The organism is Pseudomonas sp. AFG_SD02_1510_Pfu_092 (assembly GCF_003331055.1).
Lineage (GTDB): Bacteria > Pseudomonadota > Gammaproteobacteria > Pseudomonadales > Pseudomonadaceae > Aquipseudomonas.
This window is the reverse complement of the sequence record NZ_PUQD01000066.1, coordinates 17,388-28,428: the sequence shown is the minus strand read 5'-3', so window position 1 is coordinate 28,428 and position 11,041 is coordinate 17,388. Positions and strand designations below refer to the sequence as shown.

Sequence of the window (11,041 nt, the reverse complement as noted above, 5' to 3'; positions counted from 1 at the left end):
CGGGGCGTGCGGGGGTCTCGGCCGCGCACCACCGGGCTGCCGGGCCCGGTGGTTTTCTCCCGGGTTGGTTTGGTCTGCAAAGGGGGGGCCGCTTGGGGGCCCATCGCCGGCAAGCCGGGCCCCCACAGGTATTTCGCAAACCTTGAGGTCTGCGCCGTACCTGTGGGAGCCCGGCTTGCCGGCGATGGGCTGCGCAGCAGCCCCAAGTACACTGACTGACGACTATCAGGGCAAGCCCGCTCGCACCCGGAGGTCCCGCTAGGCCTGGTCAGGCACCACGGCGATCACATCGATCTCCATCAGCCACTCGGCCTGGGCCAGCCCGGCGACCACCAGGCCGGTGGAAATCGGAAACACGCCCTTGAGCCACTTGCCCACTTCCTTGTACACCGGCTCGCGGAAGCGCGGGTCGGTGATGTAGGTGGTGGTTTTGACGATGTGCGACAGGTCGGAGCCGGCCTCTTCGAGCAGTTGCTTGACGTTCTTCATCGCCTGCTCGGCCTGCGCCCGTGGGTCACCCAGGCCCACCAGGTTGCCGTCGAAGTCGGTGCCGACCTGGCCGCGCACATACACGGTGTTGCCGGCGCGCACGGCCTGGCACAGGTCGTTGTCCAAGGTCTGGTTGGGGTAGGTGGCCTTGGTGTTGAACATGCGGATACGGGTATGGGTAGGCATCAGTGGGCTCCGAGGGTGCTGACGTTGCTGATCGTGGGTTGTTGCCCGTCCGCTGCGCGCTGCTCGCGGTCGCGGTAGGCCAGGTAGGTGCGTTGCGTGGCGATGTGCCCGGCGACATGCTTGGCGTCGTGCCACACGCCCCAGATGAACGACGAACCACGGCGTGACAGCCACGGCAGGCCAAGGAAGTACACGCCGGGCTCGCGGGCCACGCCGCGTTGGTGCTGCGGCTTGCCGTTGGCGTCGAAGGTGTCGACCTGCAGCCAGCTGAAATCGACGCCGTAACCGGTGGCCCAGATGATGCTGGTGACACCGGCCTTGGCCAGGTCCAGCTGCTGCAGCGGGTTGCGCATGCATTCCGGGTCGGGCAGGCGTTCGCGGGCGGCCGGCTCTGGCGGCAGGTCGAGGCCGTTGCGTTCGATGTAGGCATCGGCGGCATCCAGCAGCGCCAGGTAATTTTCGTCGCCGCGGTTGATGTTCTCGACCAGGTTGTCCTGGAAACGCGCCACGCCGTTGTCGAACGACTGGGTCAGGCCGACCAGGGTCATGCCTTGGTGGGCGAGGGCGCGGAAGTCCACGGTGTGGCCACCACGGGCGCCGCTGACGGCAATGGTCACGTGCTCGCGGCCGGGTTTGGCGATTTCCGCATCCCACTCGCCCAGCACCCCCAGCCACCAGCAGAAATCACGGTTGCGGTAGGCGCGCGGCGGGCGGTCGTGGGCGCCGACCGAAAGGTACACCTGGCGCCCGGCACGCATCAGCTCTTCGGCGATCTGCACGCCCGAGGAACCGGCGCCGACCACCAGCACAGCGCCGTCGGGCAACTGCGCGGGGTTGTAATAGGCGGCTGAGTGGATCTGGTGCAGCTGGCTGTCTTGCGGCGCGATGGCCGGGATCACCGGCTTCTGGAACGGGCCGGTGGCGGCCACCACGCGGTTGGCGCGAATCACCCCTTCATTGGTTTCGATGGTGAAACCGGGGCGGTCGCTGTTGCGCTGCACTTTCTTCACTTCGATGCCGGTGCGCACCGGCAGGTTGTACTTGCGTACGTACTGCTCGAAGTAGTCGGCGACCTGGTCCTTGCCGGCGAAGGCATCGGCGTCGAGGTTGAATTCCAGCCCCGGGAAGCGGTCGTGCCAGACCGGGCCGTTGGCCACCAGCGAGTCCCAGCGGCCGCTGCGCCAGGCCTCGGCGATGCGCTTGCGCTCCAGTACCAGGTGCGGCACGCCAAGCTTGCTCAGGTGTTCGCTCATGGCCACGCCGGCCTGGCCGGCGCCGACGACGAGGGTGTCGATTTCGAGGTTGTTCAATGTCATGTCCGAGCCCTTGTTCAGGCGGTTTTTGTCAGGTCGGTTTGGAGGACCGCCGTTGCCTGGAGCCAGACTAGGGATGCGCTGGAAATGGCGAAAATAGTATTTAGCTGGGGCTTGCCGATAAAACGGCGAAGGCCTTGATTTGCCTGGCCTGCAGCGCTGCATGGGGCGGCTTTCGGGCGCTGTTTCGCCGGTGCGCCATGGCCTTAGTTTTTTCCTCTGCAAGGCCTAGGAAAAAGGTGGTTTCGCCGGCCGCAAGGTTCCACCCAGAATGCCGTGTATCGCACAGCACAACACCGCAAACAGGAACCATGACATGACCTTCTCCATCATCGGGCGTTGCCAGGAAACCGGCCAGGTCGGTATCGCCATCAGCTCTTCCAGCATCGCCGTGGGCGCCCGCTGCCCGTGGGTACGGGCCGGCGTAGGCGCAGTGGCTACGCAGAACATCACCTTGCCGGCGTTGGGCCCGCAGATTCTCGATGCCCTGGAGCAGGGCCAGCTGCCCCCCGGCGAGGCGCTGGACCGGGTGCTGAGTGCCAATGGCTGGAGCGAGTACCGCCAGGTCACGGTGATCGACAGCAACGGCCAGGTGGCGCTGTTCACCGGTAAGCACGCCCTGGGCAAGCACCACGCCGTAGCGGGTGAGCAATGTGCGGCGGCAGGCAACCTGCTGGCCTCGCCGGGGGTGATCGACGCGATGGTGCTGGCCTTCGAACAGCCGGCTGAACACCTGGCCGACCGCCTGCTGGCCGCCATGCACGCGGCAATGGCCGCCGGCGGCGAGGCCGGGCCGGTGCACTCGGCAGCGTTGAAGATTGCCGGCGAGCTGACCTGGCCGCTGGTGGACCTGCGCGTGGACTGGGCCGATGCCGACCCGATCGGCGTGCTCGATGGCCTGTGGCAGGCTTACCGGCCGCAGATGCAGGATTACGTCACCCGCGCCCTCGATCCGACCACCGCACCCAGCTATGGGGTGCCGGGCGATGAGTGACTTTGCCAGCCGCGCGCTGCTGGCCAGGCTGATCGGCTTCGCCACGGTCAGCCGCGATTCCAACCTGGCGCTGATCGGCTTTATCCGTGATTACCTGGCCGAGCTGGGGGTGGAAAGCGAGCTGTTCCACAACCCCGAAGGCACCAAGGCCAACCTGTTCGCCACCATCGGCCCGCGTGACAGGGGCGGCGTGGTGCTGTCGGGGCACACCGATGTGGTACCGGTGGACGGCCAGGCCTGGACGGTCGAGCCGTTTGCCCTCACCGAACGCGACGGGCGCCTGTATGGCCGTGGCGCGGCAGACATGAAGGGCTTCATCGCTGCGGTGCTGGCGGCGGTACCGGCGTTTCTCGCCCAGCCGTTGCGCATGCCGGTGCACCTGGCGTTTTCCTACGACGAAGAGGTCGGCTGCCTGGGGGTGCGTTCGCTGTTGGCCGCGCTGGCGCAGCGCCCGCACAAGCCACGCCTGTGCCTGATCGGCGAGCCCACCGAGCTAAAGCCGGTGCTGGGGCACAAAGGCAAGCTGGCGATGCGCTGCCACGTGCAGGGTGCGGCCTGTCACTCGGCGTATGCGCCGCATGGGGTGAACGCCATCGAGTACGCCGCGAAGCTGATCGGCAAGCTGGGCGAGATTGGCCAGGCGCTGGCCCACCCCAGGCAGCATGACCCACGTTTCGACCCGCCGTTCTCCACGGTGCAGACGGGGGTGATCCAGGGCGGCAGGGCACTGAACATCGTGCCGGCCGAATGCCAGTTCGATTTCGAAGTACGCGCACTGCCGGGGTTCGAGGCGCAGGCGGTGGCCGACCAGTTGCAGGGCTATGCCGAGGCCGAGCTGCTGCCGCGCATGCGCAAGGTCGATGCGGCCAGCGGCATTCGCCTGCAACTGTTGAGTGCGTATCCGGGGCTGGCCACGCCAGCGGACAGCGAGGCGGCGCGCCTGTTGGCCCAGCTCAGTGGCTCGCAGGCGTTCGGAACCGTGGCGTTCGGTACCGAAGGCGGGCTGTTCGATCAGGCGGGCATCCCGACCGTGGTGTGTGGGCCCGGGAGCATGGACCAGGGGCACAAGCCGGATGAGTTCGTCAGTGTCGAGCAGTTGCGGGGGTGTGATGCGATGCTGCTGAGGCTGGTGGAGTACCTCAGGCAGGATTGATTGCGCTGGCTTCTTCGCGGGCACGCCCGCTCCCACAAGTACAGCGCCAGGTTCGACGCCTGTGCTTTACCTGTGGGAGCGGGCGTGCCCGCGAATGGGCCGCCGCGCGGCCCCGGCCATTCAGAAGATTGCCTTGACCTGCAGACCAACTACCAGCGCATTGTCGATATCCTTTCCGGAGAACGCCCCTGGCTCGATGATGTACTGCACATCCGGCCTCAGGTTCAGCCACGGCGTAGCCTGGTAGCCATAGCTCAGCTCGATCAACTGCTCGGCGCTGTCGATATCCGGGAACGGCTGGCCACCGTTGTACGCGGCGTCTTCCAGCACATCGCGGCTGCGCGGGTTGGGCACGGCACGGCCGTAGCCAAGCGCCACGGTATCCTTCGGGCGCCCGGCGAACGGCTTGTACAGCACCACGCCGGCACCATACCAGCGGGTGAACGGTGAGGCGGCCTTGCTCGACGCCGAGTACTGGCCGAAGGCGTGCAGGCTGCGGCCCGGTGAACGTGCGTCGGCCCACACCGCCTGGTCGATCAGCAGGTAGTGCCCGCCACGGCCTGAGACTTCGTCATCGCTGCCGATGCGCTTCGCATCGGAGCTGTCGTAGTAATAGCCCAGCTTGTACTCGCCGGGCAGTTCGCCCTGCAGCTTGTACACCAGCTCTACCGGGACCACGGTGCCGGTGGTGTGCTTGGGGCCAAGGTGCCAGGCACGGCTGGCGTTGCCGTTGCTTTGCGGGTCGACGTTGAACGCCGCCACGCGCAGTTGCCAGGCCGGCGACAGGTCGTACTTCAGCCGCACGCCCAGGTGGGCATTGGGGTAGTTGGTCCAGCCGCTGCCACCGGACATGTTCAGCGGGTGGCCGCAGAAGCCGGCGTTCATGAAGTTGCACAGGATGCCGCTGTCCAGGCCGCCAAGGTCATTGCCCATGGCCATGTAGCCGAGCTTGACGTTGAGGGCCGGGGTGAACAGGGTGCGCTCGTAGCTCAGCTCGGTCAGGCGGGTGTACAGGCCGCCGAAGTTTTCCTGGATCGGCAGACGGTTGCCCACCAGGTCCTCCGAGGCGCTGTTGCCGCGGCGGTCGTTGATGGTCAGCTGGACCTTGCCGCCGTTGTCCAGGCCATACAGTCTCGACAGGTCGAACTGTACGCCCAGCTTGAGGTTCTGCGAGTAGCGCGCCGAGCGGTGCAGGCCACCATGAGCGTTGTAGGCGGTCTCGCCGCTGTAGTCGCCGGTGAACCTGACGCCGTCGTCCTCCAGCTGGTGGCGCAGGCCGCCCCAGTCACCGGTCAGGGTGTTGCGGGTCAGCAGGTCATCGTTGGCAAGGGCGGTGCTGCTGGCCAGGGCCAGCAGCAGGGTGGGGATGATGCGAATTGCGGATGGCATTGCTGAATCTCGGGTTGTCTTCCAGGGCCTCTTCGCGGGTGAACCCGCTCCCACAAATTTTTCACTGCCCTTGCAAACTGTGCAGTTCCTGTGGGAGCGGGTTTACCCGCGAAGAGGGCGACGCGGTCTTACGGCAGAGCGTAAGAAATCACGTAGTCGCCACGGTCAGTCGACTGGCGCGCGCCGCCGGCGGTGACGACCACGTACTGCTTGCCCGTCTTCGGCGAGACGTAGGTCATCGGGCCGCCCTGGCTGCCCACTGGCAGGCGAGCCTTCCAGATCTCGCTGCCGTTGCTGCTGTCGTAGGCGCGCAGGTAGAAGTCCTGGGTGCCGGCGATGAACACCAGGCCGCCCTGGGTCGACAGGGTGCCGCCGAGGGTCGGCAGGCCGACCTTGATCGGCAGGTGCATGCGGATGCCGAGCGGGCCGGTGTCTTCCACGGTGCCCACCGGTACCTGCCAGGCCACCTGGCGGGTCTTCATGTCGATGGCGGTCAGGGTGCCGAACGGTGGCGCCTGGCACGGAATGCCGGCGACCGACAGGAAGCGGTTCTTGTTCACCGCATACGGCGTGCCCTTGAGCGGTACCGCGCCCATGCCGGTGTTCAGCGCTTCGCCACCGGACGCGGCGCCGCCTTTGTTCTGCGACGGGATCATCTGGATCCACAGGCCCAGGCGCATGTCGTTGACGAAGATGAAACCATGCACCGGGTCGGTGGAAATGCTGCCCCAGTTCATGCCACCCAGCGAACCCGGGAAGCTCAGCGACAGGTCGGTGCCCGGCGCGGTGTACAAGCCGTCATAGCGCATCTTCTTGAAGTCGATGCGGCACAGCAGCTGGTCATACGGGGTAGCGCCCCACATGTCCGACTCGGTCAGGGTCTGCGCACCGATCTGCGGCATGCCCACCGACTTCGGCTGGGTGGGCGAGTACGGCTCGTTGGGGATGTTGCTGGGCTTGACCGGGACTTCGTCGACCTGGGTCAGCGGTTTGCCGGTGGCGCGGTCGAGCACGTAGATCTGCCCGGCCTTGGTGCCGATCACCACCGCCGGTACCGTCTGGCCGTCGTCTTTGGTGAAGTCGATCAGGCTCGGCTGCATCGGCAGGTCGAAGTCCCACAGGTCGTTGTGCACGGTCTGGAACACCCACTTCTGGTTGCCGGTGGTGGCGTCCAGGGCCAGCACCGAAGCGCCGTAGGTGTGGTCCAGCGCGTTGCGTTCAACGCCGTAGATGTCGGTGGACGACGAACCCATCGGCAGGAACACGGTGTTCATGGCCGGGTCGTAGGACATCGGGGCCCAGCTGTTCGGCGTGCTGCGCACATAGGTGCTGTCGCCCTGCGGCGCCTGACGGTCCTGCGGATTGCCCGGGTCGAAGGCCCAGCGCATTGCCCCGGTGATCACATCGAAGCCACGGATCACGCCGCCTGGCATGTCGGTCTGGACGTTGTCGGCGACCCGGCCGCCGACCACCACGGTGGTGCCGGCCATCAGCGGTGCCGAGGACAGCTGGTAGTAAGAGTCCGGCACATCACCCAGGCCGGCCTTGAGGTCGACCTGGCCGTTGCTGCCGAAGCCCTGGCAGAACTCGCCGGTGTCGGCGTCGACGGCGATCAGGCGGCCATCGATGGTGTTGGTCAGCAGGCGACGCTGGCAGTTGGCGCCGGCCGCCAGGCTGACGCCGGTGATCGGCGAGCTGTTCGGCTGGGTCGGCTGGGCGAGGGCGGCAGTGGCGTCGAAGTAGGCCATGCCACGGCAGCGCTGCCAGACCTTGGACTGGGCGTTGATCGCGTTCTTCCACAGCTCTTTGCCGGTGTCGGCATCGAGGGCGATCAGGTTGTTGTGCGGGGTGCAGATGAACACCTTGTTGCCCACTTGCAGCGGGGTGAGCTGGTCTTCGGCACCGTTGCCGTCGCTGATGGCCACATCACCGGTGTGGTAGGTCCAGGCCACTTTCAGCTTGTCGACGTTGTCGCGGTTGATCTGGTCCAGCGCAGCGAAGCGGCTGCCGCCTTCGGTGTTGCCGTAGTGAGCCCAGTCCTTCTGCGCCTTGTCGGCTTCGACCGGGGTCATGCCCGGGCCCTTGCCGGTGGGGGCAACGCTGGGGTGGGCAACGAACATGTTGCCGGCGGCGATCAGCAGCAGCACCGCCATCAGCCCGGCCACGCCATAGGCACCCCGGCCTGCACGGGCACCGTTGGCACGCGCCAGCAGCGGGTAGACCAGTGCTACCAGCATGCCGATCGCGGCGAACATGAACAGGCGCGAGAACAGCGGCCAGAACACCAGGCCGGCGTCGATCAGCGCCCAGATTGCCGTACCGAGCAGAAACGCTGCATACAGCCAGGCGCCAGCCTGCTTGCGGCGGGCGATGAGCACGCCGGCGATGGCCATGGCCAGGCCGCCGCTCAGGAAGTACCAGGAACCGCCCAGGCCGGCCAGCTTGACGCCGCCCGCAGCCAGGAGAAGGCCGAGCAGGGCGATGATCACGCCCAGGCCGACCAGGATGAGTTTTGTGGCGCCGGCGGCGCGCGGTGTTTCATTCATGCCAGGGATCTCAGCAGGTGGAATGCGCGCAGTGTAATCCCTTAGCTTGCTAATTAACAAGTTGGTACATAATTTTGTGAGGCCGATTGTCGCAGGGTTCGGTGCGCCGTGTTGCCGCTACCGGTGTCACGCCGGCCACGGCGTGGCGCTGCTGTAGAACACCGCCAGCCAGATGGTCGCCGTGTCGGGTGCGGTCCATTCCACGCGGTGGCGATAGTGCGGCGGGATGTCCAGGCAATCGCCCGGCGCCAGCAGGCGGGTGTAGTCCTCGTGCTCGAAGCGCAGGCCCGCCGCGCCACTGACCAGCACGATCCATTCGCCTTCGGCCTGGTCGTACCAGAAGCCGGGCGGGCTGGCCTGGCCGGTGGAAACGATGCGTTCCACACGCACCCCCGGGCGGCTGAGCAAGGGGTCGATGCGCTCGGCACTGGCGGGGTCACAGGGGGGCAGGGCAGTCAGCAGGTTGGTCGGTGTCATGGCGCGCCTCGCTGGAACGGGAATGGTTCCACTATGGACGCAATTGCCCCGCGCTGCGCTTCTTCAAGGGCCCGGCTGTTTGTAAGAACGTTCCGATACTTGGAAAATGCCGCTAGCTAGCGCCCAAGTGGCAACGCCACGCCAATCACGGCAAACAAACTGCCGCAGCAACGATTGAAGCCCTTGCCACCCTTGGCCAGCCAAGGCCGAATGCGAAATGCCAGGCGTGCCAACAGGTATTCGACCAGGCATTCGACGCTGGCAAACGTCGCCGCCATCACCACGAACTGCACCAGCAGCCCGCGCTGCGGGTCGATGAATTGCGGCAGGAACGCGCCATAGAACAACAGCACCTTGGGGTTGGCCATGGCCGACAACAGGCCTTGGCGAAACAGGTCGGCATTGCCCAGCCGCGCGCTTTGCCCGGCCGGCTCCAGGTGCAGGGCCGGGCTGCGCCACAGCTGAATACCCAGCCACAGCAGATAGGCGCCACCGACCCACTTGAGCACGCTCAGTATCGACGCCGAGGTCTGCAGCAATGCGCCGAGGCCGAACATGGCCAAGGCAATCAGGGCGCTGAAGCCGAACACCCCGCCGACGATGGTGAACAACGTTCGGCGCGCGCCATACAGCGCGCCGTGGGTCAGTGCCAGCAGGCTGTTGGGGCCTGGGGTCAGCGACAGGCCGAGACTTGCCAGCAGGTAGATAAGCCAGGTGTCGAATGCCATGATCAGAAATTCCTGGTTGCTTTCGAAGGCGTCCGGCTTATTGCGCAGTGCCGAACAAGCCCGTCCAGTAAATGCCGGCGTCACTCTTCGGGTCCACGGCATACGCAGCACCCAGTTCCCGGAAGTCCGGGTTCATCAGCGTCGCGCAATGCCCCGGGCTGTCCAGCCAGCCATCGACCACCTTGCGTGCGGTGTCGCGCCCGGCGGCGATGTTTTCGCCGATCTGCTGGTACAGGTAACCGGCCAGTTCCGCCCGGTCACCGGGGGTACGGCCATCCTTGTCGATGTGATCGAAGAAGTTCTGGTTGGCCATGGCCCGGGTGTGGTTGGCGGCGACCCCGGCCAGCGCCGTGCTCCAGCTCAGCGCGGGGGCGGCGGCGAAGGGCTGGCCACCGCATTGGCGCGGCACCTGGCGCGCGGCGTTGATTTCCTGCAGTACTTTCTGCCCCTCGGCCTGCCAGTCGCCCAGGCGGCCGCTGAGCAGCGGTCGGGCCAGCACGATGCGCCAGTCGCGGCCTTCCTGGCTGACGCCGATGTCGACGAACTGCGGGTCGAGCACCACCTGGCAGAAACTCTCTTCGATGGCATGCATGGCGGCCTGCGCATCGCGCGGCCCCGACAGGCTGATGGCCTGCACATTGACCATGGGGTAGGCGGCGCGGGTCATGGCCTGCTGCAGGTCGCGGGTGCCCTCCGGCGACAGCGCCAGGCGGGTATCGCTGTTGAGCGGCGGCAGCTCCAGCGACGCTTCGCCACCGCAGGGCTGGGCCTTGCTGCGGTAGACATTGATCGAATCGATCAGCTGCGCCTCTTCGCCGGTGGCAGCCAGTGCCCCGGTCGTGACGACCAGGCCCAGCGACAAGGCGGCAACGGATGACAGGACGCGCATGTGGATCTCCCTATGACTGGCAGCGTCGTGGTATGCGCTGCTCATCCTACACAAGCCCAGGGCTTTTGGCCTGGGATCGTGCAAAGCAATGAAAACGCCGGCAATCGTTGTGGGCGGCAAAAGAGGCAGTAGACCCTTGGCCTGGGCAAAAGTGCGATGGGGATAATCATGCGCTTCACGCCAGCACGCTCAGGCGCTGTGTCGGGCTGCCTGGCACCCCGGCATCAGCGGGCCAGCGCCGGGTTCGGCTTGTAGAACAGAAAATGCCGGGTTCGTGCGGTTCTGCGGTAGGCCTTGGCCCAGTCCGGGTGCACAGCAGGGTCATGGAAGTACAGGGCACCCCCGGTAGTGTCCTTCAGTTGCTGGTTGAGCGCCTTGCGCGCGATCTCCTTGGCAATGCCGTAGCGTTGCGCTTCCTCGACCTGGTCGGGGCGCCCGTCGCACCACCAGGAGAACTGGCAGGCCTTGCTCTCCACGCCCTGTTTGACCACCGCGCAGATGGTGTCTGGAAAACCGTCGTGGCCCAGGCGGTTGAGCACCACGCTGGCCACGGCCGCCATGTCTTCGGCGTCGGCACCTTTGGCCTCCCAGTAAATGGTGCGGGCCAGGCAGGTGAGGCTGTCGTCCAGCGGCGCCTGGCCGGCCGGGTCTACCGCCTGCGCTTCACCCGGGGTAAGGGTTTCGGCCTTTTTCGGCGGTGCGGCGTCATCCGCCACTTTCTCCTCGAGCACTGCGGCCTTGTCCTCGGCGACTGCTGCCTTGGCTGCATCGGCTGCGTGCAAAGGGCCTGCGTGCAAAGCGCCTGCGTGCAAAGCGCCTGCGAGCAGGGCCGAGGCCAGGCCGATCACCCTCCACGAAAGACGCATGGGCAAGTTCC

Annotated in this window: 10 protein-coding genes; 2 read left to right on the top strand and 8 right to left on the bottom strand. The window is 66.3% G+C overall.

Annotated elements, in window-relative coordinates:
- Positions 1-258 precede the first annotated feature (258 nt).
- Positions 259-675, bottom strand: a complete 417-nt coding sequence (locus C6A77_RS21880) for a RidA family protein (protein WP_114171344.1) — start codon at positions 673-675, stop codon at positions 259-261.
- On the bottom strand, positions 675-1,991 hold the full coding sequence (locus C6A77_RS21875) for an NAD(P)/FAD-dependent oxidoreductase (protein WP_114171343.1): 1,317 nt from the start codon (positions 1,989-1,991) through the stop codon (positions 675-677). The genes C6A77_RS21880 and C6A77_RS21875 overlap by 1 nt, the downstream gene beginning before the upstream one ends.
- Before the next feature lie 313 nt (positions 1,992-2,304).
- Between C6A77_RS21875 and C6A77_RS21870 the strand changes: the two genes are divergently transcribed.
- Positions 2,305-2,982: a DUF1028 domain-containing protein gene (locus C6A77_RS21870; protein WP_114171342.1), complete on the top strand. Its 678-nt coding sequence runs from the start codon at positions 2,305-2,307 to the stop codon at positions 2,980-2,982.
- Positions 2,975-4,135, top strand: coding sequence for an acetylornithine deacetylase (gene argE, locus C6A77_RS21865; protein ID WP_114171341.1), 1,161 nt, complete (start codon positions 2,975-2,977; stop codon positions 4,133-4,135). Before C6A77_RS21870 ends, argE begins: the two co-directional genes overlap by 8 nt.
- Positions 4,136-4,255: 120 nt before the next feature.
- Here the strand turns inward: argE and C6A77_RS21860 are convergent, their stop codons facing one another.
- The 6 genes from C6A77_RS21860 to C6A77_RS21835 form a co-directional block, all read right to left on the bottom strand.
- A complete protein-coding gene (locus tag C6A77_RS21860) occupies positions 4,256-5,524 on the bottom strand; it encodes a carbohydrate porin (RefSeq protein WP_114171340.1) in 1,269 nt (422 codons plus the stop codon).
- Between the two features lie 128 nt (positions 5,525-5,652).
- Positions 5,653-8,070, bottom strand: coding sequence for a glucose/quinate/shikimate family membrane-bound PQQ-dependent dehydrogenase (locus tag C6A77_RS21855; RefSeq protein ID WP_114171339.1), 2,418 nt, complete (start codon positions 8,068-8,070; stop codon positions 5,653-5,655).
- 126 nt (positions 8,071-8,196) lie between these two features.
- Positions 8,197-8,547 (bottom strand): cupin, encoded by a 351-nt coding sequence (locus C6A77_RS21850; protein WP_114171338.1) that lies wholly within the window; start codon positions 8,545-8,547, stop codon positions 8,197-8,199.
- A gap of 116 nt (positions 8,548-8,663) precedes the next feature.
- Positions 8,664-9,275, bottom strand: a complete 612-nt coding sequence (locus tag C6A77_RS21845) for a LysE family transporter (protein WP_114171337.1) — start codon at positions 9,273-9,275, stop codon at positions 8,664-8,666.
- A gap of 37 nt (positions 9,276-9,312) precedes the next feature.
- The gene (locus C6A77_RS21840; protein WP_114171336.1) at positions 9,313-10,164 is read right to left on the bottom strand and encodes a CAP domain-containing protein; all 852 of its coding nucleotides are present in this window, start codon (positions 10,162-10,164) and stop codon (positions 9,313-9,315) included.
- A 224-nt stretch (positions 10,165-10,388) separates the two neighbouring features.
- On the bottom strand, positions 10,389-11,030 hold the full coding sequence (locus C6A77_RS21835) for a cell wall hydrolase (protein ID WP_114171335.1): 642 nt from the start codon (positions 11,028-11,030) through the stop codon (positions 10,389-10,391).
- Between the last annotated feature and the right edge of the window lie 11 nt (positions 11,031-11,041).

Bases quoted from the DNA above. Each gene is read 5' to 3' on its own strand.
- C6A77_RS21875 (WP_114171343.1), bottom strand. From the start codon at position 1,991: ATGACATTGAACAACCTCGAAATCGACACCCTCGTCGTCGGCGCCGGC.
- C6A77_RS21835 (WP_114171335.1), bottom strand. From the start codon at position 11,030: ATGCGTCTTTCGTGGAGGGTGATCGGCCTGGCCTCGGCCCTGCTCGCA.
- C6A77_RS21840 (WP_114171336.1), bottom strand. From the start codon at position 10,164: ATGCGCGTCCTGTCATCCGTTGCCGCCTTGTCGCTGGGCCTGGTCGTC.
- C6A77_RS21860 (WP_114171340.1), bottom strand. From the start codon at position 5,524: ATGCCATCCGCAATTCGCATCATCCCCACCCTGCTGCTGGCCCTGGCC.
- C6A77_RS21850 (WP_114171338.1), bottom strand. From the start codon at position 8,547: ATGACACCGACCAACCTGCTGACTGCCCTGCCCCCCTGTGACCCCGCC.
- argE (WP_114171341.1), top strand. From the start codon at position 2,975: ATGAGTGACTTTGCCAGCCGCGCGCTGCTGGCCAGGCTGATCGGCTTC.
- C6A77_RS21880 (WP_114171344.1), bottom strand. From the start codon at position 675: ATGCCTACCCATACCCGTATCCGCATGTTCAACACCAAGGCCACCTAC.
- C6A77_RS21845 (WP_114171337.1), bottom strand. From the start codon at position 9,275: ATGGCATTCGACACCTGGCTTATCTACCTGCTGGCAAGTCTCGGCCTG.
- C6A77_RS21870 (WP_114171342.1), top strand. From the start codon at position 2,305: ATGACCTTCTCCATCATCGGGCGTTGCCAGGAAACCGGCCAGGTCGGT.
- C6A77_RS21855 (WP_114171339.1), bottom strand. From the start codon at position 8,070: ATGAATGAAACACCGCGCGCCGCCGGCGCCACAAAACTCATCCTGGTC.